Annotated in this window: 19 protein-coding genes and 3 pseudogenes; 11 read left to right on the top strand and 11 right to left on the bottom strand. The window is 56.4% G+C overall.

Annotated elements, in window-relative coordinates; all coding sequences use genetic code 11:
• Positions 1-976 precede the first annotated feature (976 nt).
• Complete coding sequence (locus MK6180000_RS20280; protein WP_171054576.1) at positions 977-1,114, top strand: hypothetical protein; 138 nt, start codon at positions 977-979, stop codon at positions 1,112-1,114.
• 114 nt (positions 1,115-1,228) lie between these two features.
• Here the strand turns inward: MK6180000_RS20280 and MK6180000_RS08145 are convergent, their stop codons facing one another.
• Both MK6180000_RS08145 and MK6180000_RS08140 read right to left on the bottom strand, forming a co-directional pair.
• On the bottom strand, positions 1,229-1,648 hold the full coding sequence (locus MK6180000_RS08145) for an antitoxin Xre/MbcA/ParS toxin-binding domain-containing protein (RefSeq protein WP_138934273.1): 420 nt from the start codon (positions 1,646-1,648) through the stop codon (positions 1,229-1,231).
• Between the two features lie 404 nt (positions 1,649-2,052).
• The gene (locus MK6180000_RS08140; protein ID WP_138934272.1) at positions 2,053-3,612 is read right to left on the bottom strand and encodes an ABC transporter substrate-binding protein; all 1,560 of its coding nucleotides are present in this window, start codon (positions 3,610-3,612) and stop codon (positions 2,053-2,055) included.
• A gap of 379 nt (positions 3,613-3,991) precedes the next feature.
• Between MK6180000_RS08140 and MK6180000_RS08135 the strand changes: the two genes are divergently transcribed.
• Both MK6180000_RS08135 and MK6180000_RS08130 read left to right on the top strand, forming a co-directional pair.
• Positions 3,992-4,255: a PIN domain-containing protein gene (locus MK6180000_RS08135; protein WP_138934271.1), complete on the top strand. Its 264-nt coding sequence runs from the start codon at positions 3,992-3,994 to the stop codon at positions 4,253-4,255.
• 234 nt (positions 4,256-4,489) lie between these two features.
• Positions 4,490-4,882 (top strand): response regulator, encoded by a 393-nt coding sequence (locus MK6180000_RS08130; protein ID WP_138934270.1) that lies wholly within the window; start codon positions 4,490-4,492, stop codon positions 4,880-4,882.
• 163 nt (positions 4,883-5,045) lie between these two features.
• On the opposite strand, the pseudogene MK6180000_RS08125 reads toward MK6180000_RS08130, so the two are convergent.
• Positions 5,046-5,677 (bottom strand): annotated as a pseudogene (locus tag MK6180000_RS08125) (tyrosine-type recombinase/integrase).
• A gap of 172 nt (positions 5,678-5,849) precedes the next feature.
• Positions 5,850-6,314, bottom strand: coding sequence for a GFA family protein (locus MK6180000_RS08120; protein ID WP_138934269.1), 465 nt, complete (start codon positions 6,312-6,314; stop codon positions 5,850-5,852).
• Positions 6,315-6,798: 484 nt separating this feature from the next.
• Between MK6180000_RS08120 and MK6180000_RS20610 the strand changes: the two are divergent.
• Positions 6,799-6,942: pseudogene (locus MK6180000_RS20610) on the top strand (integrase); the annotation flags it as partial.
• A 133-nt stretch (positions 6,943-7,075) separates the two neighbouring features.
• Here MK6180000_RS20610 and MK6180000_RS08110 read toward each other — a convergent pair.
• Entirely contained in the window at positions 7,076-7,429 is a 354-nt protein-coding gene (locus MK6180000_RS08110) for an FCD domain-containing protein (RefSeq protein WP_138934267.1), read from the bottom strand.
• A 262-nt stretch (positions 7,430-7,691) separates the two neighbouring features.
• Positions 7,692-8,612, bottom strand: a complete 921-nt coding sequence (locus MK6180000_RS08100; protein ID WP_138934266.1) for an AraC family transcriptional regulator — start codon at positions 8,610-8,612, stop codon at positions 7,692-7,694.
• 300 nt (positions 8,613-8,912) lie between these two features.
• Between MK6180000_RS08100 and MK6180000_RS08095 the strand changes: the two genes are divergently transcribed.
• From MK6180000_RS08095 to MK6180000_RS20860, 5 genes are all read left to right on the top strand, one after another.
• Entirely contained in the window at positions 8,913-9,566 is a 654-nt protein-coding gene (locus MK6180000_RS08095) for a cysteine hydrolase family protein (protein WP_246040462.1), read from the top strand.
• A gap of 348 nt (positions 9,567-9,914) precedes the next feature.
• Positions 9,915-10,205: an HdeA/HdeB family chaperone gene (locus MK6180000_RS08090; RefSeq protein ID WP_138934264.1), complete on the top strand. Its 291-nt coding sequence runs from the start codon at positions 9,915-9,917 to the stop codon at positions 10,203-10,205.
• A 1,139-nt stretch (positions 10,206-11,344) separates the two neighbouring features.
• A complete protein-coding gene (locus MK6180000_RS08085; RefSeq protein ID WP_138934263.1) occupies positions 11,345-13,342 on the top strand; it encodes an efflux RND transporter periplasmic adaptor subunit in 1,998 nt (665 codons plus the stop codon).
• Complete coding sequence (locus tag MK6180000_RS08080) at positions 13,339-16,518, top strand: efflux RND transporter permease subunit (protein ID WP_138934262.1); 3,180 nt, start codon at positions 13,339-13,341, stop codon at positions 16,516-16,518. Before MK6180000_RS08085 ends, MK6180000_RS08080 begins: the two co-directional genes overlap by 4 nt.
• A gap of 36 nt (positions 16,519-16,554) precedes the next feature.
• Entirely contained in the window at positions 16,555-16,680 is a 126-nt protein-coding gene (locus MK6180000_RS20860) for a hypothetical protein (RefSeq protein ID WP_281284298.1), read from the top strand.
• 220 nt (positions 16,681-16,900) lie between these two features.
• Here the strand turns inward: MK6180000_RS20860 and MK6180000_RS21005 are convergent, their stop codons facing one another.
• Positions 16,901-17,122, bottom strand: coding sequence for an integrase core domain-containing protein (locus MK6180000_RS21005; RefSeq protein ID WP_138936408.1), 222 nt, complete (start codon positions 17,120-17,122; stop codon positions 16,901-16,903).
• A gap of 122 nt (positions 17,123-17,244) precedes the next feature.
• Positions 17,245-18,333, bottom strand: coding sequence for an AI-2E family transporter (locus MK6180000_RS08070; RefSeq protein WP_281284898.1), 1,089 nt, complete (start codon positions 18,331-18,333; stop codon positions 17,245-17,247).
• A gap of 168 nt (positions 18,334-18,501) precedes the next feature.
• Here MK6180000_RS08070 and MK6180000_RS08065 point away from each other — a divergent pair, with 168 nt between their 5' ends.
• Positions 18,502-18,813 carry a bacterioferritin-associated ferredoxin gene (locus MK6180000_RS08065; RefSeq protein ID WP_138934260.1) on the top strand — a complete coding sequence of 104 codons (312 nt, stop codon included), beginning with the start codon at positions 18,502-18,504 and terminating at the stop codon, positions 18,811-18,813.
• A gap of 802 nt (positions 18,814-19,615) precedes the next feature.
• Here the strand turns inward: MK6180000_RS08065 and MK6180000_RS08060 are convergent.
• Positions 19,616-19,753 (bottom strand): annotated as a pseudogene (locus tag MK6180000_RS08060) (SDR family oxidoreductase); the annotation flags it as partial.
• A 132-nt stretch (positions 19,754-19,885) separates the two neighbouring features.
• On the opposite strand from MK6180000_RS08060, the gene MK6180000_RS08055 reads away from it, so the two are divergent.
• Entirely contained in the window at positions 19,886-20,764 is an 879-nt protein-coding gene (locus MK6180000_RS08055) for a DMT family transporter (protein ID WP_138934259.1), read from the top strand.
• A gap of 461 nt (positions 20,765-21,225) precedes the next feature.
• Here MK6180000_RS08055 and MK6180000_RS08050 read toward each other — a convergent pair whose 3' ends face one another.
• A complete protein-coding gene (locus tag MK6180000_RS08050) occupies positions 21,226-22,746 on the bottom strand; it encodes a response regulator (RefSeq protein ID WP_138934258.1) in 1,521 nt (506 codons plus the stop codon).
• 10 nt (positions 22,747-22,756) lie between these two features.
• Entirely contained in the window at positions 22,757-25,921 is a 3,165-nt protein-coding gene (locus tag MK6180000_RS08045) for a hybrid sensor histidine kinase/response regulator (protein ID WP_138934257.1), read from the bottom strand.
• Positions 25,922-25,942: the final 21 nt, after the last annotated feature.

The raw sequence follows: 25,942 nt of genomic DNA, 5'->3' as shown, positions 1-25,942 counted from the left end.
CGTCGCCGGGTAAGTGGGCAACCAAACAAAAAACCGCCGAAGGTTCAACACCTACGGCGGGGTTTTTTTTAATAAAAACAGGAACTTTTCCAGCGGAGGCCGTTATCCACATTGGTTTCTCGAAATTCGTCGTCAGTGATGGGTTCGGTCGCGACTTAAGCGCTCCACGTGGCACCCCAACCCATGTAGCAGCCACGAAGATAGCGTGCGCCGTTACCGACCGAAAACGACTTTGTCGAAACAATCAAAAGCCTTTAAGGACCGAGGTTATTCCACGTTGCGGTCCTTGCGAACAGCTGGCGGCTGTGAAAATGGTGACGCTCGAATGGGTGGATTGGTTCAAATACCGGCGGCTGCTTGGATCAATCGGGAGTACCCCGCCTGTTGAGGCTGAATCCCACTCGTTTGCGCCGTGTGCAGCGATCAATATGGTCGCATAAAGAGAATCAAATGAACTTCGCCAAACCCGGGGCAGTTCATCTAGCTGAATTGAAGCTGCAAATATGGGCTTCGTGGAAACCAAAATGCGGCCGCGCTTTGGATTGACACTGCCGAATCCTCGCCGACAGATGGTTTTGTCTGGCGGGTTACGTGGAAACGGGCCTCCGCACTGGTTTGGATCCGGGCGGTTCAAGGACTACAATACCTCCTGTATTAAGGCTGCCAATACGCTCAACACGCGACTTCATAGCGGTCCAGACCGCAATCGCCTGAGTACCGATGAAACGGGAGCAAGATCACGGCATCACTAGACTGCAGGGGAGGTGCGACCTTAAACAGGTTGGTTTAGCCTGAAAGTAACCACACGGGCACTTGGGACGCATGGTTCAAGTCGCAGGCGCGCCCTTTTGATCGCTGGGCAGAGGTCAATCGCGGCTCGACCTTTGGCATTGCCGTCAACGTGGCGCTGGAGGGGGCCGGGATCGCCATGGTGCATGAAACACTGGTGGCTGACATGATCGCCGGGTGACGATTAGTGCGCCCGTTTGATCACGCGCCGCCGCTGGCGGAGGGATATTACCTAATCCCGCCCGAAAAGACGGGCCAGACGGCCGCCTCGCGCGCCTTCGCCAAGTGGTTGTGGACGCAGGCGAACCAGGCCGACACCGCCTGAGCGTTCAGTAAAGTGAGCGCAGGATCAGCCCATCTTTAAATGCTGTCCGCAATCTGATTGCCGCTCAGAACAAAAAAACACTTAAGGACGTGCGTCGACGTGAGGCTGGTTAGCTTATCTACTAAGTAGTTCAATCACTGCGTCAGCACCGGCAGGGCTCGAAATTGCTAGTGCCATTGGAGCCGCGCCTCCAAGATCTGGATTAGGCTTCTCAAGAAACCGCATCACCAGGGCACCGTTGCCACTGTGAGTTTTGTCTGCGGCCACGTATGCGCGCGCAAAATCATATAGGACCTTACTCCTGTCGGGACTTAGGGGGATTTTTCCGGCCTTCGCTCGCCGGAAGGCCCGTTCAGGAATGAGGTTTAGCACTGGCTGTGAGTTCATTACCTCTAAAATCTTCTCTACGGATTTGGTCGGAAGACCTGTTGTAACCTGGGCGATCAGAGAATCTCTATCATTGATTTCTTCAGGTAGTCCTAAGAGCTCTGATACTCGTTCGACCTCGGTTGCTCGTGTGAGCTTGCCATCCATTGTTAATCCCCTTTTGAGTGAGCGGCTAACAGCAATGTCAATGTGTCACAACTGATTGGATTTATTTGAAACGAAAGGCCCGTACGTTTTTGATCCCTGCAGCATGGCTCCTTCAATGGCGAAACGGACGAACCAGTTTTAGTTTGGCAGAAACCGTCGAGCGATGTCGTGGAGCGATCCTTTTTTGGCCGTCGGGCAAACGTGCCTCTGGCGAGGCTGGCCCTCGTATGCGCTTCGACAAGGTGGTGTCTGCAAATTTCACCAGAAAGATCGCGCCCGCCGCAAGCCTCTTGGTATTCTTCAGGGTTAAAGTGCCAAAAAATGCTGCCGAACTCGGGATTCGGCAGCATCTCATTTAAGCACCGGGCGCATAGCCGGTAAGCCGCGCGCTCAGCGGTTTTTTTTTAAGCGAACCACCAGCGCTCGGCCCAACGCTCGCCGTCCATGTCCCAGTTCGACGCAGCCTTTTTGGGCATCCCGATCTTTTTGGTCGTGGCATAGACGTAATTGGCGAACATCGGGATGACGACGGACCCTTGGGTGCTGACGATCTCCTGCAGCTCGAAATACTGCTGACGACGCTTGTCCTCATCCAGCTCGGCGCGGGCCTCTTTGAGCAATGCGTCGAACGTCTCGTTGCACCAGAAGCCGTCATTCCATTCCGCCCCGCAAGTGAAGGCGATGGAAAACGCCTGATCCTGAACTGGGCGACCGCCCCAATAGACCGCTGTGAATGGCTGTTTCATCCAGACGTCGGACCAATAGCCATCGTTCGGCTCGCGCACGACATTGATGTTGATGCCCGCATCCTTAGCTGAGTTTTGGTAAAGCGTTGCAGCGTTGACCGCACCGGCGAAGGCGGCGTCCGCGGCTGACAGGCTGACGTCAAGCGACTCCAGGCCCGCCTCCTTCAGGTAGAACTTGGCCTTATCGGGGTCGTATGTCTTCTGCTCCAGTTCGGTGTTGTAAAATTGCTGATTCTGGCCAACTGGAATGTCATTCCCGACCGAGCCGTAGCCGAACAGGATCTTTTCGACCAGTTCCTCGCGGTTGATCGCGTATTTCATCGCGAGGCGCACGTTGTTGTCGGCATAGGGAGCCTGTCGCGAATCCATGGCGAAGGTAAAATGCTGCGTCCCTGCGATCGAACTGATGACGAGGTCGGGATAGCGCGACAGCAGGTCGATGGTCTTGAGGTCCAGCTTGTCGACAGTGTCGACGTCGCCCGACACCAGCGCCGTGGTGCGCGCGTTCTGATCGGTCAAGACCAGCAGTTCAATGCTTTCGAACCATGCGACGTCGTCGCGCCAATGGATTTCGTTGCGCTCCAGCGATGTCGATATGCCGGGGTCGAACGATTTGATCTTGTAGCTGCCGCAGCCGTCGCCGGATTTCCAGTCGATGCCGTCATCCGTGGCAGGCAGGATGGACAGGTGGTAATCGCTGACGATAAATGGGAAGTCTGCATCGCCACCATCCAGCGTAAAGATGACGGTATCGTCGCCCTCGATGGTGATATCTTGGATCGCGGCAATGAGCGGACCGGCGGCCGAGGTTGTGCCTTCGGCGCGGTGGAAGTTGATCGACGCGACGACGTCTTGGACAGTTACAGCCTTGCCCGAATGGTAAGTGACGCCCTTGCGGATCTTGAACCGCCAGATTTTGGCATCCTCGGACGCCTCCCAGCTTTCGGCGATTTCGGGGCCGATCGAACCGTCGGCCAGCACTTCGGTCAGGTGGCCATCTTTGGCGAAGGTCAGCGCGATAGTATAGCCGTTTTCGAACATGCCGGGGTTCAGCGTATCGGTGGTTGCGCCGTGGCCTTTGCCGATGCGCAGATGCCCGCCGCGTTTGGGTGTGGCGGCCATGGCGCCGCCCAGCGGCAGCGATGCGGCGATGCCGCTTGCAGCCGTGGTCTTCAGAAATCCGCGCCGGTCGAGGCGACCATTCGTGATGAGCGACATGTGTATCTTCCCTTTTATTATTTTTCTCAAGGTCTTGGATCTCGTCCCGCTGCACGCGTCTCGGCGGAGGCGCCTTTGTCCCGGTTAGCCGGGCGCAATGCGGTGTCAAGGTCTGCCCTCTGCGTCGGCCTAGAATAGCCGCCGGGCTGAGATGCGCCCCAGAGGTTATTATGCCGTAATGCCAGATTGCAACGGCCAAGGGCTTGCATCTTAGTTCTGTGAAGGTGGGCTTTGTATAGGTTGATTTATGAGCCAATACAACCGAGAGCGCGAACGCCACGAATCTAATTTTAGGCCTGATCGACACCGAAAAGGGCAAACTTACCGACCCGCTTTCGTTAAGGCTTCACCTCTGACGCCGTCATGCGTTAGTTCACTGTTGCCTAGTTCTACGGCCAAACTGCTATATGGCGCGGCGCTGCTCGATACCGGCGAGAAACGCGTGGCTATAGAAAAGCTGATTGACGCCTTTGTCGATGGGTTGTTCGCGGGTAGCATTGCCGCCTTCGATCTTTCCAGCACACGGCTCTTTGCGGCCCTCGCGGCCATTGCGCTTTCCAAAGGCTTCGCTGTCGCCACGCGGGACGTCCGGCCTTTTCGGGATATGGGTGTCGAGGTGATTAACCCGTGGCAACAGGACTGACTGCCAAGGCCACCAAGGTCGGTGCCCCGCCTGGGCGCGCGCACCGCGCTCTAGGCTTGAGCCAAAGATCTGCTTTCTAACCCAAACCGACCCTACCAACATGAATGTTTTTGTCCTGTCGGTGGCATAGAGTTTTATAGTCCGCAATATTTAAGGAAACAATTGTCCAGTCAAATGGTTGGACTAGGTGACACTGGGCATCATGAATTTTGGCGGCGGGACGGACTAACGCAAATGGCAGATAAGTTACCTCTCTATGGCTGCCTGATTTTGGTGGTCGAAGATGAGCCTCTCGTAGGCCTCGACGTTACGATGTCGCTTGAACAAGCAGGTGCGGATGTACTTGGACCATTTCCGACGTCTGCAAAAGCTCTGGAGGCTATTGGTGCCCTCGCGACGGGGCTCTCACTCAATTCTGCCGTTCTCGACGTCAATCTTGGGGATCATACCTGCGAGGCCGTTGCGAAAAAGCTAGCGACTCTTTCTATCCCATTCGTATTTCATACGGGGAACATTCCCGTTGATGGTCAAGTGATCATGGGGATAGATGCACCGATAGTATCGAAGCCTTCACAATCCGAAATACTTGTTGCTTGCGTTGCGGGTTGTCTCTGCAAAGAAGCTTAGAACCGTCAGAATGGACATATGCCAGCATGCATAGCGCTGTACGCTTCAAACGCCGAGAATGTTGCACGACGCAAGAAAGACTGGTCTGGGGAAGCTGCACTGCGGCGTCGGAAGGCTAGTTCAAAGGCAGCTTTGGGCCGTCCTTGACGGACGGCCACGAGGCTTAGATTTCAATGGCTTCTGCAATTGCCAGAGCGTCTTCAAGCTCGACACCCAGGTATCTGACGGTGCTATCCATCTTTGTATGCCCCAACAGCAGCTGAACCGCGCGTAAGTTGCCCGTTTTTTTGTAAACCTGGGTGACCTTCGTGCGCCGATTGAATGGGTGCCATAGGCGGTCACTTCCAACCCGATGGATGAGACCCAGTCGCGCACGATCCGGGGATATTGGCGCGTTGAGATATGAGGGCGCTCATGGAAACGGCCCGGCCAAAGATATTCAGACCCGACCATCAGCCGGTCCTCCATCCACGTTGCAACCGACGCGCGGGTGCTTTCGGAAATCTCGAACCGCACCGGTTTTTGAGTTTTGCTTTGCCGGACCGATGCTCGTTCTTTGATCTGTCCTGATGCCATCACATCGACGACTTTCATGCGAACAAGATCACAGCCGCGCAATTTGCTGTCGATGGCCATATTGAACAGGGCAAGGTCGCGATGGTTCTCGGCCAACTCAAGCCTGACGCGGATCGCCCAGACATGCTTGGGTTTCAACGGTCGTTTCTGGCCTACGATACGGCCCTTGTTCCAGCCGGGGCGAAGGGCGCGAATGGCCGGTAAGTTCGGGGTGTGCATAACAATTCCTCCCGTCCGCCATTCCCACCCACACCGACAACCCGACGTTGACACTGAATCCTATCACGAATTGCTGCGCCGCATCCGAGGTCCGGTTTGAGCCCAAAGCATAGGATTCTGCAGACAGAACCGATGGCTTCTTTGCCCGAGAAGCGGACATGCGTGGTGACGCTTAAACTTCGGACAGACTTCCGCTGCTCGGACCGTACTGCAGAATGGGGCTGTCGTCAGGAAAGCCCTCAAAACGCGGCAATTGATCAGCCTTGTCGATCCACGGCAGACGTTCATTGTAAAAGGCATGCCTGGTTGGCACCAGAGCATGAGGATTGTCGAACGTGCCGATGTGAATTTCAACAATATGTCCGATATCCCCGCCATCGCCTTCCCAGGTCAGTGGTGTTCCGCACTTACCGCAAAACGCCCTGCCGATGTCCGGCGAAGATTCATAGATTCTACGCTGATCACCGTTGAACGCCACCTGATCTACTTTGAAGCCTACCAGTGTCCCAAACGCTGCGCCACAGTGCTTGCGACAGCTCTCACAGTGACAGTGGCCAACTATAAAGGGATCACCTTTGGTCGCGTATCGTACTGCGCCGCACATACAGCCACCAGTCATCGTAACCTCGGCAACCATTTTGTTCTCCAATCTGATCTATTGGTCACCTTTCCAAGAAACCAGAGCACTTAAGTTGAGTGCATGCACTCGGTCCATCGCCAAGGTTTCAGGGTCATGCGAAACTGACCGACCTTAGCACGCTGCCCGAATGCAGACGTTGATGCAAGCGCCCCAGACATCCGCTTCGTCCGCATACCGACGACTAGGGCGACAAAATGCTGCGCAATGCACGAACGGCTGCAATGACGGGCCGCAGTGCAGCATCCGAAATGGGCGCTGGATGTCGGCTCTGGGCCGCTCACGTCGATCAGATAGCCGGGGACAATCAGGACGCGTGCCGCGTCGCCGCATGTCCGCTGTGAGTCCAACCCTGCCATTGTCTTTTCGGGATGCGCGCCCGCAGCGTGAGAACTACCGCCTGTGCGAGATATCAGTTGCTGTTGTGCAGCGGAAAAAACCGGTCATTCATGCCGACCGCAGCAAGGATCAGATGTCGAATTCACAAGCTGCGGAGATTTACAGGAAGACGGGCAATCTCCGCGCTGTCCCACTCCTGCTTGGTCACTCGAAAGTAGACAGCACAGTCGGTTATCTCGGCGTTAAAGTCGAAGATGCACTCAGCATCGCTGAGCGTATCGATAATTGAAACAAGTTGGTGGACGGTTCTAGCCGTTCGCCAATTTAAGACGGACCTAGGCGGTCAATGCGGCAGTTGGCAGGAAAGCCCTGTAGCATTAGAACGAAATGGGTCCAAAACGAGTAGCTACCAGCCAAGAAGGTCAATGAACCGGATCAATTGCAAGATTTTCCAACACACGAGACTTTGTCTGCAAAAGATCAGCCTTCAGCTCTTCTGAAGCATTTTTGTAAGCACCCGCTTCGACAAGTTCGACAAGTCGCAGGTGATGCGATCGCCAATCGACACCGATGTTAACACTTGTCCAAAGCGGCAGCATGTAGCGAACAAGATGTCCGTTGAGCGTCTGGAGAATTGCGGCTGACCGGGGCCGCGCCGCACGACTATAGAGGAGGTCATGAAAAGCCCAGTGCTTCTCGGCGGTTTCCAGGGGTTTCCAGTCGGACGTCTCGTCGCCTAGGATCTTGCGCAGATCAGTGAACACACTTGCAGACAATCGGGGGCCTTAGAGTTCAAGGGCGCGTGGTTCAAGCTGTAGACGCAGTTCCATGATTTCAAGGAAGTTCATCGGTGACAACGGAGATACCACAACTGTCTTTGCGCACGGCACCCGACATACGAAACCCATGCGCCAGATGTCCGCCAATGGCGTCCAGCGGCGTCGATTTCCCAACCCCAGACTGGCCCATCACCGTGACCAGGCCGCCCGCCGGGACATGAAGCGGGATCTGGCTCCATCAAAGGCCTCCGTGTTGAATTCAACTCTGATGCTCAGACTGGTTCTGGTTACGGAATTTGCGCGGAGATTGCCCAGTTTTTGTTTCGAACATACGTGAAAATGCGCTACGGCTAGAAAACCCGACCATCTGGGCTACTCGCTTTACGGGGACGTCCGTTTGGGTCAGAAGTATGCCGGCCCGTCTTACCCGCAAATCGCGCAGCAACTCCATCGGGCCGCTGCCGCAGGCATCAGAAAACCGTTTCGCGAATACTGACCTGCTCATCCCAGCGGCATCGGCAAGTGTTTCGACCGTGTGCGGTCGCCCTGGCTGATCGAGCATCAAACGAAGGGCCGTCCAAATGTTATGGTCTTTCAGAGCGGCCATCCAAGACAGCGATTCATCCTCAGCCGAAAGCCGCAAACGCAGCATGTCAATCATGCATTCCAGTAGAATGGCGCGGACCATGGCGCGGCTGCCGAGGCCGGGATTGCACACCTCCTCCAACAGACGGCCCAAGGGCTGCTCAAGCCGACTACCGGTCGAGACGTGCTCTGCCATGGGTTCACGTATGAGATCAACGACATCTCTGACCCCACGCAAACCGATTGTCGCATGGGCGCACAGCGAAGTTAATTGACCATTTCCAGCGGCGTCCGAGATTTCCAGATGCCGCGCCAAGTTCAGTTCAGCAGGGCGGCATGCTGGTATTGGGTCGGTGGTCTCACCAAAGCTCCGCAACCCATGGCTCTGCATCGCCGGAACCAAAACAAGCGATCCGCGTGCGATCTGCACAGGGCTACGCCCACGAAGAATAATCTCTCCTTCGCCAGAGAGGATGTAATGCAGGGTGGTGGCGGACGCACGTCCGAGGCCAAGATTACATTCCCCCCGCAATTCACACAGCGCGAACGGCTCGGCAGATATTTCTAATTCATTGAATATATGCTCAAAGGACATTTTGAAGATATACACCGCTTTTGGGGACGAATGGACACACCTGAATTGGGCTATGTCACGTAATCAGGACGCAAAGATACATTGCACACGTCATATCTGGATCAGACACAACCAGATTAGGAGAGAATGATGTGTACTTGCAATGACCCGGGTCATAACCACATATCCCGCCGTGATGCCTTGCGCGGGGGCGCGGCCCTCACTGCAGCGGCAACGGCGACTTTGGCAGCCGGGTCAGCCACAGCACAAGCCACAGACCCTTACGCGGACCCCGCCGAGCCGGCGTTGCCCCCCTCGAACATGAAACTCGACCTGTCGCGTGCTGCATTGGTAGTGACAGATCCCCAGATCGACTTCCTTAGCGAGGACGGCGTAGCATGGGGCGTCGTGGGCCAATCCGTAACCGAACATAACACGGTGGCCAATATCGAGACGCTGTTCCAGGCTGCTAAAGCCGCCAATATCACTGTCGCTGTTTCGCCGCATTACTACTATCCTACCGATCACGGCTGGAAGTTCGAAGGCGCGTTGGAAAAACTCATGCACAAGATCGGCATGTTCGATCGTCCGGGCGCGCTTGATCTCGATGGGTTTGAAAATTCTGGTGCAGACTGGATGCCGCAATACAAGCAATACATCAATGACGGTAAAACCATCGTCACTTCGCCGCACAAGGTTTATGGCAACGATACCAATGATTTGTCTTTGCAATTGCGCAAACGCGGTGTTGATCAGGTTATTTTGTCGGGGATGTCCGCCAACCTATGCACTGAATCGCACATGCGTGAGCTGATCGAACAGGGCTTTGAGGTTGCGGTGATTAAAGATGCCACAGCCGCTGCAATCTTGCCGGAGGGCGACGGCTACCTCGCGGCCCTGACAAACTTCCGCTACATCGCCAACGCCGTGTGGACGACGCAGCAGGTCGTTCAGCTCATCAAAGCGGCGTCCTAACGTTAAAAGAATGGGCGCCCGCCTTTGGCGGCGCCCAAGCATAGCCGTTCAAAACGGCGATGGGGTTTTGAATCTCTGCATAGGTCGGTGGAGTAAAGATCAATATCCGTATCGCGGAGATCACCGAAGCCCGAACTAATCTTCCACAGAATTTTTGTGTACTCGGTGCTTAAGATTATACGGCGTTTCTTGTTGTACCTGCTCCAAAGCACAAAAAAGTGAAACTGAGAAACGTAAACTTCACGATGGGTAATAATTGCCAAAGAAAGGTATGAAGAATTTCTCGTAATGTGATATTTATAAATAGCTGAAAGTCATAAAAATTCAAATATAGAAAAGGAGATTGTTATGAGAGCCTTAATTCGAGTCACCGCGATCGTAACTGTTTCTGTCGTTTTATCTCACCCTGCAATGGCTATGAATTGCGGAGAATTTCTGGAGATGAGTGAAGACGGCAGAAAGGGCGTCGTAATGGGAGTTATGGTTGAGCGCGAAGCCGCAGGAGGACGCGAAGCCGCACGAGAAGCTGCGACCGGTGCTGACAAAATCTACGCAGGGACCGTTGAGATTTGTCAAAGTAACTCCGAAAAGGATTTCATGGAGGCTCTCGATGCCATGCATCCAGGGGCGGGTAATTAATTCTATTAAGTTTTGATAGTAGGCCTGAGTACCATAGTTACATATGGGTATTTTTCTGCAGTAGTCTCTGACGGTATCAGACTGATGTCGGCGTCGCCAGAGATACCACTCGATTGGGGCGCACCACCCCTAGTATGAAGCGGACGTCAGCAGTCAATAACTGTCAAGAGACGGCGGCTGCACCCTCCCGCAACCAAAGTTATCAAAAACTATCAAAGCTCTATCGCCCCGAGGGGCGTTAGAGCTTTTCGGCGCAATACTTGGTGCTACGCTGATGCTACAGTAGAGCGCAAAGCGAGAGGCTGACGCATCACTCCGTCTTGCGGTGTCGGCAGGCGGCCCGATCAGGTCGCCCCAAACCATCGCGTAAATTTCACGGTGAAAGTCCAATGTGCGAACAAAGCCGCCTGATCCTGAGTGCTGAACTTTTAAAGATGGAACTATCAGACTATTTGTTTGTTTCGAATATGCGGGAGGCGATTGAGTTTTCCATTTAGAAAATCCCGTTTTCGAGGTGAAGAGACAGGCTTCGCCACTCAATTGATCGCGCTTGTCGGCGGAAAGTTCACTGTTTTGTCAGCCGCTCAGTGCGATACGATCACAAGTTTCTGAATTGACCGTGACGCATTTTATCGACACACGACCAGTATGGCAGAACTACATCTAAAATTCGATCTTCAAGCGGCCTTGAGGCCAACTGGTGTTCTGCTGCTTGTCCTCATGTTTTTGCTGCAGGTGATACTCCCCGCGGCCGCATCAAATTCGTTGAATTGCCATACCGACATTTCAGTCGAGGCAACTTGCCCCGACGACTGCGCGATACGCTCCGGCCAGTCACAGGGCACGGCACATGCGCTCTCTCATGCTAAGGGCGAACTTGGCTCCGCCATGCAGTGCATGCCAGCGATGTGGAGCGTCAATGTGTCTGTCGAGGCGCCAATGCCCGTTCCGGTTAGCACGCTGCTGCCCATAGAGCGCTGCTTCGATTCTGGGACGAAACTTCCGTCCCTATCCGGACCCACCCAAGACCGCCCCCCGCAAAGCGTCTGATAATTATCTGGCGCGCCCGTCTTCTGCGAGCGCGCATTATTTATTCATTGAAGACGGCGCCTTTGCGGTAGTCGGGATTGAGGTACAACATGAGCGGACGATATTCGGCCCTTGCGGTTCTGGCACTTGTTATAGGCGCAGCCGGCGGCATTTATCTGGAAAGGGTTTATCTGAGCCCGGCGGAAAAAACGGAAACCGCGGGGCCGGACGTGCTCTATTGGGTCGCTCCGATGGACCCGAATTTCAGGCAACCCATCCCGGGCAAATCGCCCATGGGTATGGACCTGATACCGGTCTACGCGGGGGAGGAGCCGTCTGCCGATGCGGCAGAAGTGATTTTGTCATCGGCCGAGATTAACGCGATCGGTGTCCGCACAGCCATCGCCAAGACATCCGAGATATCAAGGCAGATCGAGACCGTCGGCTTCGTCGGGTATGATGAGCATCTGACAAGCCATGTTCACACCCGCGTCGAGGGATGGATTGAGGTGCTCAACGTGCGGGCTGTTGGTGATCCGGTCAAAGAGGGCGACATCCTCTTTGAGATGTTCTCACCCACAATCGGATCGTCGAGTAGCGATTTGGTTCGCGCAATAGAGGCCGGTGATAAACGGATCATTGATGCCGCGCGTAACGCCTTGCTGAGCCAAGGAATGTCGGATCAGCAGATAAAGCGGATTGAGACAAGCGGAACGCTTGCGCGCAATATTGAGGTGCTTGCGCCCCAGGATGGCGTCATTATCTCACTTGAGGCTGCAGACGGGATGTTTTTGCAACCCGCAACCCGTGCCGCATCTCTGACCGATCTCAGCGCCGTTTGGCTGATCGTCGACGTGTTCGAGCGCGACATCGCCCGCCTGACTGAGGACATGCGCGCCGTCGCCACATTCGACCATTTAAGCGGGCGGACCTTTGAGGGGACAATCGACTACATTTACCCCGAGCTTGACGCCCAGACCCGCACCCTACCTGTCCGCTTGCAGTTCGATAATTCCGAAGGGCTTTTGCGGCCCAACATGTTTGGTGCGGTCAGCCTGATCCCGAACGAAACGCGCACCGCGCTAACTGTTCCCACCGAGGCAATCATTCGTACTGGGACCGCCGAGCGTGTCATCCTGAAAACCGGGGAGGGCACCTTCAAGCCGCGCCTTATCACAACGGGGCTGCGCGATGAATTTGGCGAGGGTGGGCGTACCGAGGTGGTTCAGGGCCTCGCACCGGGCGAGGAGGTCGTCGCCTCCGCGCAGTTCCTGATCGACAGCGAAAGCGCGCTGAGCGCAGGACTTATGCGCATGGCGCCGACCGATGACGTGCCAGCCAGCGGCATAGGCGAGTTGGTCGCGCTGGACGCGGACACGCGGATTGCGACGATCAGTCACGGTGCTCTGGAAACTCTGGACTGGCCGGCAATGACATCGCAATTTTCTGTGCGCTCGGATGTCGCACTGGATGGGCTAAAGACGGGGCAACAGGTCGCCTTTCGCGCCGCACGCGGTGCAGACGGGCTGCTGGGATTAATCGCAATAGGCCGCGATGACGGGATCGCCGCGACAGGCAAGGGAACGGTCATCGCGGTCACAGCAGACGGACAATTGACTTTTGACCATGAGCCCATCCCGGAACTCGGCTGGCCTGCGATGGAAATGGACATGAACGTTGCGGGGTTTGATCCCGCGTCGGTTCCGCTCGATACGCCTGTCGAATTCGATCTCGCCAAGGGCGAAGACGGTATGTTCACAGTGGTAGCCGTTCGCAGCGACGCCATGGGCAATGGCGACGACATGGTGAATGATGTGGGGGCAGGGGCGTCTGTAGTCGCGGCCGCCGCGGGCGAGGGCGTCGACGCGCCCATCACTGTATCTGGCACGATTAACGCGATCGACGCGGCTGCCGGGATGGCGAACATCACTCACGGCCCGATGACGGACATCGGCATGCCCGGCATGACGATGGACTTCGCAATTGATCCGTCAGTGGACGCCGCAGCCTTGCTTGAGGATCAAGAGGTCACTCTGATGTTGCGGCGCAACCCTGACTTTTCGATGACCCTTGTCGGCATCGCAGACGACCAGGAGATCTCCCAATGATCCGCGCGATAATCCGGGCGTCGATTGCGAACCGCGTCATTATCCTAGCGCTTGCAGTCATGATGGGCGTCGCTGGCGTCTGGGCCATTCGTGCAACGCCGGTGGACGCTATCCCGGATCTGTCGGACGTGCAGGTCATCGTGCGTACGCCCTATGCAGGTCAGGCGCCTCAGGTTGTCGAGGACCAAATTACCTATCCCATTGCGACCGCGATGCTGGCCGTACCCGGCGCGACCGACGTGCGCGGATTTTCGTTCTTTGGCGACAGCTATGTCTATGTGGTTTTCGAGGATGGCACCGATCTCTACTGGGCCCGCACGCGCGTGCTGGAATATCTGGGCCAGATCACCGCAAACCTGCCGGCGGACGTGTCGCCGCAGCTGGGCCCGGATGCGACGGGCGTGGGCTGGATATATCAATATACCCTTATCGACCGGACCGGCGGGCATGATCTGTCTGAGCTGCGCACGTTGCAGGACTGGTTTTTGAAATATGAGTTGCAAACAGTCGAGGGCGTGTCCGAGGTCGCCACGATCGGCGGCATGGTCAAGCAATATCAGGTCGTGATCGACCCGAACAAACTGCGCGCCTACGACGTAACGCTCGCCCAGATCCGCAGCGCGATTGAGGATGCAAACCGCGAGACGGGTGGCAGCGTGATCGAGATGGGCGAGGCCGAGTTCATGGTCCGCTCGACTGGCTACATCAACGAGTTGGCCGACCTCGCCAAAGCGCCACTGATGGTGAATACGCGCGGCGCGGCCGTCACTTTAGAGGACGTGGCCGACATCCGCCTCGGCCCTGAGATGCGCCGCGGTGTGGGCGAACTGAACGGCGAGGGCGACGCGGTGGGCGGCGTCGTTATCCTGCGCTGGGGTGGCAACGCGCTGGCCACAATCAAGGCCGTTGAGGCGCGTATCGAAGAGTTGCGCACCAGCCTGCCTGAGGGGGTCGAGATCGTGACCACCTACAACCGGGCGGGCGTGATTGAACGTGCCATCGACAACCTGCGCAAGAAACTGACTGAGGAATTCATCGTCGTCATTCTGGTTTGCGCCGCGTTCCTTTTGCACATCCGTTCATCTCTGGTGATACTGGTATCCTTGCCGCTGGGCATCTCTGCCGCATTCATCGTCATGAAACTGCAGGGCGTGAATGCCAACATCATGTCGCTGGGCGGTATTGCTATCGCCATCGGCGCGATGGTCGATGCCGCCATCGTAATGATTGAGGCGATGCATCGAAGGCTAGAAAACGAGAAGCTGACCAACGAGAACCGTTGGCGGATCGTCAGCGAATGCGCCTCCGAAGTCGGACCGGCGTTGTTCTATTCTCTCGCAATTATCACCGTCAGCTTTCTACCCGTATTTGTGTTGGAGAGCCAAGAAGGTCGATTGTTCAAACCGCTGGCTTTCACCAAGACCTACGCAATGGCGGCGGCGGCAATTCTGTCGATCACGCTGGTCCCGGTGTTGATGGGATACTTCGTACGGGGGCGTATTATCCCTGAGCGAAAGAACCCGTTGAACCGGGTCATCATATGGGTCTACCGCCCATTTCTGGATGCTGCCGTCGCGTGGCCTTGGGCGACGACCCTTCTGGCAGGCCTGCTGGTAGCGTCCATGTGGTGGCCCCTCCAACGTATCGGGAGCGAGTTCATGCCCGAGTTGAACGAGGGTGATTTGCTTTATATGCCAACGCTTTATCCGGGCGTGTCTATCGGTAAAGCGCGTGAGGTTCTGCAACAGAGCGACCGGATGATCGCCACCATCCCCGAGGTTTTGACAGTCCACGGCAAGCTGGGCCGCGCGGACACCGCGACCGACCCCGCGCCCCTGACGATGATCGAAACGACGATCCAGCTAAAGCCTGAGGCAGACTGGCGCGAGGGCATGACGATGGACCTTATCCGGGGCGAGTTAGACCGCGCGGTGAAGATCCCCGGCGTGACCAACGTTTGGATCCAGCCGATCAAGAACCGCATCGACATGCTGGCGACCGGCATCAAGACGCCCGTTGGCGTCAAGATATCGGGCGCTGACCTGAAAGTGATCGAAGAGATCGGTATTGAGGTCGAGCGCATCGTTGCTGGCATTGACGGCACCGCCTCGGCCTACGCCGAGCGGCCCATCGGCGGGCGCTTTATCGAGATTAACGCCGATCGTGATGCGGCTGCCCGCTACATGATGAGTGTGCGGGACGTCCAAGAGGTGGTCCAGACCGCCATCGGCGGGATGCAGGTTTCGGAATCCGTCGAGGGGCTGGAACGATATCCGATCAATATGCGCTATCCGCAGGAGTGGCGGGATAGCCCCGAGACGTTGCGCGATTTGCCCGTCGTCACACCATCGGGGGCGCATATCCCGCTGGGTGCGCTGGCCGAGATCAAGATCGTCGACGGCCCCGGAATGATCCGGTCCGAAAACGCGCGGCGTACAGGCTTTGTCTTTATCGACATCGCCGGGCGCGATCTGGGCGGATACGTGACGGAGGCGCGTGCGCTCGTGGCCGATAAGGTCACGCTGCCGCCGGGCTATTCTATCAAATGGTCGGGCCAGTACGAGTATATTGAGCGGATGCAAGAGCGGTTGAAACTGGTCGCCCCCGCGACCCTGCTCATCATAACGCTAATGCTGTTCTTGGCGTTCAACCGCGTGATTGAAGTGGGGATCATCCTTGCCGCCCTTCCCGTGGCGCTTGCCGGGGGTGTGTGGTTCCTGTGGTATCTCAGTTTCGACATCTCCGTCGCCGTGCTGGTCGGCTTCATTGCGCTTGCGGGTGTGGCGGTCGAGACGGCTATCGTCATGCTGCTCTATCTCAATCTTGCTTGGGACAAGCGAAAGGGGCAGGCGACGCTTGAGGCGAGGCCGATGACCCGTGTCGATGTCGAGGAGGTCGTATTTGAGGGGGCCCTTTTACGCGTACGCCCCAAGATTATGACCGTTGCGACAATTTTTGCGGGCTTGATCCCAATTATGTACGGTACAGGCACCGGCTCGGAGATTATGCAACGAATTGCAGCACCCATGGTGGGCGGTATGGCAACCGCGACAATGCTGACCCTATTCGTGATCCCGTCGATCTTTGTGATCTGGAAACGATTGGCCTTGAAGCGGGTCAATCGCGAAGTGTTACGCCCAGCCCAGCCGGGCACAATTGCCATCTTGGCGGAATGACGCGGACCAAACGCCAAACTGGAAGGAATGCCAGGTGTGGATGCTGTCGATATAGAGCTGCTCGATCTCGTTTATCAGCGGCCTGCCGTCGTAGGGCGGCTCTGTTCGGGCGATGGCGACATCGACATCTGTGGCATCAACGTCCAGAGTATCCGGCCATAAATCTGTGGCTGTCGTAGCGGGGCGCTTTCACGTGTCGCCTGTGGCACGGTGCCAGCGCTTGCGCGATAACTCCGCCAGTGCGGACGCTGCCGAACCTGTGAGCGCCGAGGTGGCATCATTTCATGGCTTGGAGGGGAGCCGCCTTTGCACACGCGGCGGTGAAGTGGTCCTGCTTTTTAGGACAGGTTTGCGGCTTAGCTAAGACGCAATCTGGTTGGTTTCATGCCGCCATTTGGTTTCGTTCTGCGTTGAAGAATGCGTCGTCGGGGGACCGTTTGTCGAGGGCCGTGTGAGGCCGCCCGGTGTTGTAGAACCTGATCCAGTCTCTGATCACGCTTATGGCTTGGAAGCCGTCCTGTAATTCATGCAGGTAGACGGCCTCTTGCTTCAATGACCGCCACAGCCGTTCGATGAAGATGTTGTCGAGGTATCGCCCCCCGATCGATACCTAAAGGACCAAACCTACCGACCCGCGTTCGTTAAGGCTTCACCACTGACGCGGCTCTGATGATCTAAGAAAGTTATCTTATCAAGCACGGCTATTTCAACCGCTAAGATATCACGTCAGACATCTGCACCCTGCACCGTTTTGTCTGCATCTAAGCCATGTGGCTCATCCGCTTCTTCAAGTTTGACGGCTTCGCCCGACAGGAAGTTACCGATGACGTTTAGCGCTTCGAAGTTTTCACAGACCACCTTGAACACGACTAAAAACGGCACGGCAACAAGTGCGCCGGGTATTCCCCAGAGCCAACCCCAGAACACCACCGTCAGAAAGACCGCGACGGTGTTCAACTCTAGCCGCCGACCCACCAGCCAAGGCGTTATCAGCTGGCCTTCGATCCCCGTGAGTATCTGATATCCCAGCGGCGCCAGCAACGCATAGCCGAGTGAGTCGAAGGTCACGATTGAAAATGCGCCGACCAGCACTGCGCCGATGAAGCCGCCCAAATAGGGCAGAAAATTCAGCAAAAATGCTGCTATGCCCCAGATGTAAGCGCTCGGCAGTCCCAGCACCGCTAAATAAATCCCAATGGCAAACCCCAAACAGGCGTTGATGATAGTAATCGTTAAAAGATACCGTGAGACGCGCCGCTCCACATCGTAGACGGTACTGAGCGCGCGTTTCTTTTCCGCCATTGTTGGCATGGCCTGCACCAGCTTGAGATAGAACAATTCGCCAGAGGACAGCAGGAACAATGCAAGGATCAGGGTAACGGCGAGGGTGGCGCCAAACTGTGTCACTGTGTTGAAAGCACTGCTGAGCAGGGTTGGTGCTTTGACCACCACTTCCTGCACTTCCGACGTCTCGCCGCCGTTTTCTTCCTTTCCGATCTTTTCAACTTCGGCTGTCGCGGCACGAACTTCTTCAACGGCGTCCGCCATGCCGCGCAGCTTTTGCTGTATCTCAACACCCATCTTGGGGATTTCGTCGCTCCAAAGGGCAACAGTTCCGGCCGATCCGCCAATGATCCCAAGAACTAGAACGGCTGTCGCGGCTATCAGCACGAAGCCCGAAGCCGCATGCGGCATTCCTGCGCGGTGTAAACCGCGGGATACAGGGCTGAGCGTTAGCGCGAGAAGGAAACCAAGGACGATGGGCAGGATCAGGTCCCTCGCGAAGTAGGCCGTCACGAACAAGGCTATGAGCACCAAAACCTGTAGCGAACGGCGAATGGATGGCAGGTCGTCCACAGCAAAGCCTCCGGAGCATGTGTGTGATGGAGATCAGAGCGTAACGCCTAGAATGGTGAAAGGTTCAAACATTAAGCCACCTTCCACAATCATCGGTTTTGGTCATGGTTAGCGCAGTTTTATCCTATGCCCGAACGTTTTCCATTGCCTCTGGTTGACGATGAGGTTGTCTGCTGGTGCGAGGATGTAACGCTGGCCGAGGTTAAGACCGCCATCACGGACGGCGCACACGAGAATTTTGCGGTTAAGGTTTGGGTTCGCGCCGACATGGGCTTGTGCCAGGGTCGCAACTGGGGAGCGGGCATAGCGGCGGCGCTGGCGGAATCGGACATCGACCCCATAACTGCAGGCTACAACCGTAGCCACTTTCCTTTGCGCCCCATTTCAACGTGTATCGCTACAGCGGCGTTTGCGTCGTCATCCGAACCGAAGGCTTAAACATACGTATCGTTGGATGAATGCGAAACCACCTAAGCAAGGTAAATGTCGCTGTCTCCTTTTCTGCACAGGAGCCATGCCTTTCGGCGGGAGCGGGGCGCAGTTGAGCTTGGAATTGGTTCTACTGGAGTAGGGTGAGCTTCTGTTTAAAGTTATTGTAGATGGAGGCGTAAATAACGGCAAATTTCTACAGGCTTCGGATTTTCCAAAAGCAATTAAATGGGCCACCTAGCGCTTTGGTTGTACATTATAGGTCAAATGCACTAGACAAAAATTCACCCCAACAATCCAAGGAACGCCTCATGAAAGTGGCCAGAATAAACTTGTCCGTTCGCCATCCTCGGTACGGTTATCCGATGTCCATCGTGGAAGTGGATGCCAAAGGTCAGCGGGCAAGATGCCCTTGGGTAGATACGAAAGGTAAAACGCAGAAAGACTGGTTTGCCTTTGAAGATCTCGGACTTGCTCAGACAAAGCTATAGTCAACGCCAAAGCTAAAGTCAGCGTGACTTACGCTCGCGCCCGCTCAGTATAACGGGCTAAAGGTATCAGTCGGCGCAGCCAAACGCTTCAGGAAAAGCGATTATTAACCGCAAATTGAACATGTTATCAAACTTCACCATCACCGTGTCGCCTGAAAATACTGGACGGCATGTCACTGCGGTTATCATCGGCTGGAACGCCAAGGACATAGGAGACCGAAAAGCCATTTTCTGTAAAAGGCGACTGGGCCTTCTATCTGATTGGATACCCATTTCACCGTGAAGGCGACACGCCCGTCGACGGCGCCGCGAACGCAACGTCAGACGGCACGGGTCAGCCCTCCGTCGATCCGCAGGTTCTGGTCTGTCATATAGGCAACGCCCTCGGACGCGAGCGATGAGGTCCGCGACGACATCTTGTTCGCTTTCCCATAGCGCCCCATCGGGATGCGCGCGCGCCCCGTTGGCGCACTCCAAGAATTGCGTCGGGCTGGACCACGATCACCATACACCGTGGCCGCAAGTATTCGGTTCCGATTGACATAGGTTTCAATCTCGCTGATTTCGCCTACGAGGAGAGGGATGACAACATGCGGGCACTAACGGAAATTGCGCCATCCCGATCCATCGGGGGTATCGCGCTGATGTGTGCTGGCATCGCATGCCTTAGCGTCAATGATGCCATAGCCAAGACACTGACCGATAGTTACGCGCCGGTTCAGATTCTTTTTATTCGCAATGCCATCGCGCTCCTCCCCGCATTGCTTATCGCGTTTAGCACGGGAGGTAAGGCGGCGCTTTGGTCCTATAGGCCCATGGCGCATCTGATACGGGGTATCATCTGGACTTGCGCTGCCATCATGTTCTTTCTTGGCCTGAGGCATCTCGGACTAGCCGAGGCGACGACTTTGGTATTTGCGGCCCCGATATTCATCATCGCACTCTCAAGCATTTTGCTGAAGGAGCACGTGGGCTGGAGACGATGGTCGGCTGCTGTCGTCGGTTTTATCGGAGTATTGGTTGTCGTTCGTCCCGGAAGCGCGACGTTCCAACTGGTCGCATTATTCCCAGTGGGCACGGCACTGTTCTACGCCCTGCTGATGATTGGGTCGCGATGGGTGGACCCGCGCGAAAGCCCTTGGACTGTGATGCTTTACTTGGTCGGGGCGGGTGCATTGATAAACGGCCTCCTTAGCCCGTTTTACTGGGTCCCGATTCGGCCCGACGACATCTGGATGTTCCTCGGGATTGCCGTCTTTGGCACGGCGGGAATGACGATGATAACGCAAGCTTTCCGCTTCACCTCGGCATCAGTCGTCGCGCATTATGAATATACGGGTCTCTTATGGGCCATACTGCTGGGATGGCTCATCTGGCGAGATGTGCCTGATTTGGCGACCTTCGTCGGCGCGGGCATCATCGTAGTAAGCGGGCTTTTTATAATATTTCGTGAGCGGCAGTTGAAATGACCTCGAAAAATTAACGAGGCAGCAAATTCGAAAATCTCGTTGAAATGACACCGATCACTTTGCGTGGAATTCGACACCCCATTCGTCAGGTAGCATCAATCACCGAGCGGTCGATTGCAATTACCTAAAAAGCAGTCACCGCGCTGGCGGAATTTGCCGTCTGTTTTGCTCCGTATCGCGGCAACCATAGGGATGAAATACTGGAAGTTGCACGAAGGTCTGCTTTGCAGAAGCTGGGGCGCAGCGTTCTATGGAACGGCCAATGACCGGTCAGGGCCGGGAGTAGCATTGATCACGGCGGGCGGAGAGTGTGGATCAGCTGCACCCGCAATACGGCGAATGGAACACAACTGAAGCAGCCATCCGCGGCGCGCGAAACACAAGACGTCCCATATGCTTAACTTCCAATGCCTCCGCGATAGGCAAACCATTCAAGCTGGCGCTGAGGTTTGCGAAACCCTTCATGTTTCGAAGATGCGCTCGCCCGGTTTGATTTCGGCAGCCTCTTCCACCTGTTTGGGCATCACCAAGGCCAGACCCGAGACGAGGCAAGCCAATGCCGCCCAGACCCAAACACTCATACTTTCACCAAGCAGCAACACGCTCCAGAATATGCCTGCGGCGGTCATGGCATAGCCGGCCTGGCTCGCAAAGACTGCCCCGGTCGTGCGGATGGTATAGATCAGCAGGATTGTACTGAAGGTGCTGATCGCCGCGATCAGGAAGAATGCCCAACCATATTCCGCAAACGCGAACGCTGGCGGAATGAACGAACCTGACAGCAGGGTCAACGGTGTCATCAAAAGCGCGGCCGCGATGATTGTTCCAGTCGCCAACGCGATGGAATCGCATTCGTCGTCGGGTATGGCCGCAACGATGATGTCCTCGATCGCATAGCAGAAAGGCACGAAGAGCGCGATCAGCATCCAGACCCATCCACCCACGACCCCGGTCGCGTTGCCGGGCACCATAATTATCACGACGCAGGCCAGTCCCAGACACAAGCCGATGAAGCGTTTAAGGCTAGGCGCCTCAAACCCGAAGGACGCCGCGATGATGAAAACCATGAAGGATTCAGCCGCCAGAATGATCGAGATAATCATCGCCGACACCTCTGAGGCTGCCCAGAGCAGAAAGACCTGCGACAACGCATTCCCGAATAGGCCAAGCAGCAGGTAGCGGCGTATCTCAGGCCAGCTTGTACCCGGATAGCGCCCGGTGATGACCGTGACAGCCAGCATCATTCCGGCGCTGATCCAGAGTGTCCAGAAAACTGCCCCCAGAGGATGCAGCCCGTCCACCATGATGATCCGCGACAGCGACGGCACGAGCCCCCAGCACGCTCCCAGCAGGAGCAGCAGAAAGCCGCCCTTGAGAAGGCTGATCTGGTTGCGAAGGTTCTGTTCGCGGCGATAGACCTCGCTGGCCATCCCGAGAAACACACGTGTGAGATTCCCAAGCTGATCGTCGCGCTTCGCGATATCGCTGAGGTCCAGACGGGACGGGTCGAAATCCTTGCGCTCGATCACCCCCGAGGCGGCTGCCAGTCGATCGACCTGCTGGAGATACTCAAGTTCCTTGTCGCGCAACCGCTTGCGCTCGATCCCCGCACCCAGCCGGGCCTTCAGAAGCACCGGATTGAACGGCTTGGTCAGAAAATCCTCTGCCCCCAGTTCGATGGCGCGGACGCTGTCTTCCATCTCTTCGAGCGAGGAAATGACGATCACTGGAATATCGCGCAAGGTTGGATCGGCCTTTATGGTGCGCAGCACTTCGAAGCCGTCCATCCCGGGCATGACGATATCGAGCAGCAGGATATCAAACGACTGCTCCCTGAGCGCATCAAGACATTCAATCCCACCTGCGACCGATTCAACCGCGAACCCAAGATTCTGAACGGCGAATTCCATTTTCATCCGGTTGGTCTTCTGGTCGTCGACCACAAGCACCCGGCCTGAAAGATGTTGGGATGAACCGTTCATATGTTCCACTTCACTGTATCTGTTGCTGCCGCAGCCGCGTTTCTGCCGCCTCGTAAAGTTGCGGGACGCGCGCGGCCAATGGCAGGGCCTGATCGAGATGTCCGGCGCGGCAGAGGTTTTCGATTTCACGGCAAAGCTGCGACAGCGTACCCGCTCCGAAATCAGTCGCGCTCGACTTGAGCGTATGCGCGGCCTGGCGCAACGCGTCTGTATCATTGTCCTCGGCGGCCGCCCCGATCCGCAGGATCAAATCAGGCCCCTCGTCGAGAAAGCTCAGCACAAGTTCATCAAGTGCTTCGCGATCCCCGCCTATCGTCTCCAGCAATATCTCAAGCGCGCCCGGATCAAACTCGCCCGTGTCGCCTGGCGGCTCGTCGCTCGCGTCATCCTTGGCCGCGCCGCAACAGTCCTTTAGGGCGTCGACCAAGGCCTCGACCCGGATTGGTTTACTGACATAGCCGCTCATACCTGCCTCGAAAAACCGTTCCCGGTCACCGTCCATGGCGTTGGCGGTCACGGCAATGATCGCCGGGCGTCTCTCGGCGGGATAATCGGCGATGATCCGGTGGGTCGCCTCGACCCCGTCCATCTCCGGCATTTCGATGTCCATCAGCACAACATCATAGGTCTGCCGTTCCAAAGCCTCGAGCACCTCCTTGCCGTTTCCCGCGACGTCGGAGGTATATCCAAGGCGTTTTAGAATCATGCGCCCTAGTTTCTGGTTGGTGGCGTTGTCGTCAGCCAGCAGAATACGAAGCGGAAGCCGCTCCGCCATAGTGACATCAAAGGACGCTGATTTGTGCTGCATCGGTTCAATCACTCTCATTGGTTTTCCGGCAAACAGGCTGACAAGGGCGTTGAGCAGCGGTGAAGGCTTGACGGGTTTTGACAGTACCTCGGCAAAGCCGACGGCCTCAAGTGCGGTGCGATCATGATCTCCTGCCTGCCCGAGCGAGCTGAGCAGGATCAGCGGCATGTCATGCGTGGCTGCATCTGCGCGCAACCGCCGGGCCAGCCCGAGGCCGTCCATTCCCGGCATGTGCATGTCTAGCACCGCAACATGAAATTTATGCCCCTGCGCCACCAACTCAAGCGCCGCGTCGGGGTTGTCCACGGCGATGGGACGCATGGACCAGCTCTTGATCTGCCGCGACAGCAGATCGAGGTTGGTGGCATTGTCGTCGACGATCAACACGCGCTTGCCATCCAGATCGGGGCGCGCTTGATTAAGGTCGATATTGTCGGCGTCCTCGCCGATGGGGGCGGACAAGCTGAAATGAAAGGTGGTCCCTTTGCCCGGTTCGCTTTCGAGCCAGATCCGCCCGCCCATAAGGTTGACCAGCTTCTTACTGATCGCTAGCCCAAGCCCGGTCCCGCCAAAACGCCTTGTGGTGGAGGCATCAACCTGACTGAAGGATTCGAACAAGATATTCTGTCGTTCGGGCGGAATGCCGATGCCGGTATCGCGCACAGAGAATAAAAGGTCGCACATGCCAGCTTGCGGTGTGGCCTCAGGGTTGGGGCCGACAGTCAGAATGACCTCGCCCGTTTCTGTGAACTTGATCGCGTTGTTAAGCAGGTTCAGGAGAACCTGGCGCAGGCGGGTAGCGTCGGTTACCAAAGTCGTGGGGGTGGCCGGCTCGAGATAATAGGCCAGATCGAGCCTCTTGCGCCCCGCAGTCATGGCGACCAGATCAAGCGCACTTTCGACGCAATACCGCAGATCGAAAGCGTTGCGTTCAAGCTCCAGTTTGCCAGCCTCAACCTTGGAGTAATCCAGAATGTCGTTGATGACCGTCAGCAGGCTTTCGGCGCTGTCGTTGATAGTGCGGGCGAAATCCATCTGCTCGGCGTTCAGTCCAGTGTCCATCAACAAGTTGCTCATGCCGATTACACCATTCATCGGTGTTCTGATCTCGTGGCTCATATTGGCAAGGAACTGGCTTTTTGCGACGGTCGATTTGAGTGCGATATCGCGGGCTTCCTCAAGGGAATTGACCAACTCCTCTAGCTGCGCCTCGCGCACCTTGTCCCCGGTGATGTCTGTAAAAACACCGACAATGCCCCCTGCTGCGGTGGGTCGTTCGCTGATCCGCATCCAGGATCCATCGGTGCGGCTTTGCTCGAAAGGACCGTTCGGATTGCGGTGCAGTGCAATCCGTTGTTCAATCCACTCCGCAGGATCCGCCACGTCGACGATGTTGGACCGGGCGACATGATCGGTGATCCGGTCAAAGCTCAGCCCCGGTTCGATATCCAGACCTATGCGGGCATACATGTCCTTGTAGCGGTGATTGCAAATCACCAGCCGGTCATCCGCATCAAAAAGGGCGAATCCTTCATTGATGGCCTCGATCGCCTCGGTCAGTTGTTGCTTGCTGCGCAGCACCTCGGCATCGGCCTCTTCGCGCAGCTCTGACAAGCGTTCGCGCTCTGCGAGACTGTCGCGGAACAGCGAAAGCGTTTGCGTCATCGCGCCGATTTCATCGCGACCGACCTTCGGCAGGTCTACCGCGAGGTTGCCCGACGTAATCTGGCCCATCGCCGAAAGGAGGCGACGTAGCGGCCTTCGAATGGAGCTGACGACCCAGAATGTCAGCCCGGCACCAACAAGGGCGGCGGCAACGACAATGCTGGTCGAGAGTTTCACCGCGCTTGTTGCCTCGGCAAAGGCTGCTTCGCTCTTGGCCACCGCCCGCTCTTCAAGCTCGTCCACCAGCGCGCCGAGCGCTGCGTCGATTTTCGTGATATGGGCCTGCCCTTTGGCGACGAGGGAATTGCCCAGCACGCGCTGATCGTTGGTATAGGCCTCAACCGCCAAAAGCGCCTGCTCGACAAAAGGGTTAATCTCCGAGCGGATCACCGCCACTTGGTTAGGCGCAAAAGGTTCAAGGGTCGTTAGGTCTTGCTCCAACGCCGTGCGCGCTGCCATGGCGTTGTTTTCTGACCGCATTAACAAGCTGACCGACAAATCCGAAAGCCAATATTTTAAGTCGCCAAAATGGGTGCTGGCGGCATTGGCGTGGGTCGACACCTCAAGCGCCTTCGAACCTTCTGAAATTGCCTCTGAGTTGCGAACAAGCCGGGTGGACAAGAACACATTGGTCGCAATGAGAAACGCAAGAAGGACGGCGGACAGAAAAACGATGCGTGCAAGGATGGACAGGCTTTTCATGCAGCAGCTTCCTTACATCCA

Source organism: Roseovarius arcticus (genome assembly GCF_006125015.1).
In the GTDB taxonomy this organism is placed as follows: Bacteria; Pseudomonadota; Alphaproteobacteria; order Rhodobacterales; family Rhodobacteraceae; genus Roseovarius; species Roseovarius arcticus.
Note: the sequence above shows the minus strand (reverse complement) of the source record. Positions and strands in the feature narration are given on the sequence as shown.

Coding starts and splice junctions, on each gene's coding strand:
- MK6180000_RS08045 (WP_138934257.1), bottom strand. CDS start 25,921: ATGAAAAGCCTGTCCATCCTTGCACGCATCGTTTTTCTGTCCGCCGTC.
- MK6180000_RS08100 (WP_138934266.1), bottom strand. CDS start 8,612: ATGTCCTTTGAGCATATATTCAATGAATTAGAAATATCTGCCGAGCCG.
- MK6180000_RS08085 (WP_138934263.1), top strand. CDS start 11,345: ATGAGCGGACGATATTCGGCCCTTGCGGTTCTGGCACTTGTTATAGGC.
- MK6180000_RS08050 (WP_138934258.1), bottom strand. CDS start 22,746: ATGAACGGTTCATCCCAACATCTTTCAGGCCGGGTGCTTGTGGTCGAC.
- MK6180000_RS08130 (WP_138934270.1), top strand. CDS start 4,490: ATGGCAGATAAGTTACCTCTCTATGGCTGCCTGATTTTGGTGGTCGAA.
- MK6180000_RS08140 (WP_138934272.1), bottom strand. CDS start 3,612: ATGTCGCTCATCACGAATGGTCGCCTCGACCGGCGCGGATTTCTGAAG.
- MK6180000_RS08090 (WP_138934264.1), top strand. CDS start 9,915: ATGAGAGCCTTAATTCGAGTCACCGCGATCGTAACTGTTTCTGTCGTT.
- MK6180000_RS08055 (WP_138934259.1), top strand. CDS start 19,886: ATGCGGGCACTAACGGAAATTGCGCCATCCCGATCCATCGGGGGTATC.
- MK6180000_RS08120 (WP_138934269.1), bottom strand. CDS start 6,314: ATGGTTGCCGAGGTTACGATGACTGGTGGCTGTATGTGCGGCGCAGTA.
- MK6180000_RS08080 (WP_138934262.1), top strand. CDS start 13,339: ATGATCCGCGCGATAATCCGGGCGTCGATTGCGAACCGCGTCATTATC.
- MK6180000_RS08095 (WP_246040462.1), top strand. CDS start 8,913: ATGAAACTCGACCTGTCGCGTGCTGCATTGGTAGTGACAGATCCCCAG.
- MK6180000_RS08065 (WP_138934260.1), top strand. CDS start 18,502: ATGCCCGAACGTTTTCCATTGCCTCTGGTTGACGATGAGGTTGTCTGC.
- MK6180000_RS08145 (WP_138934273.1), bottom strand. CDS start 1,648: ATGGATGGCAAGCTCACACGAGCAACCGAGGTCGAACGAGTATCAGAG.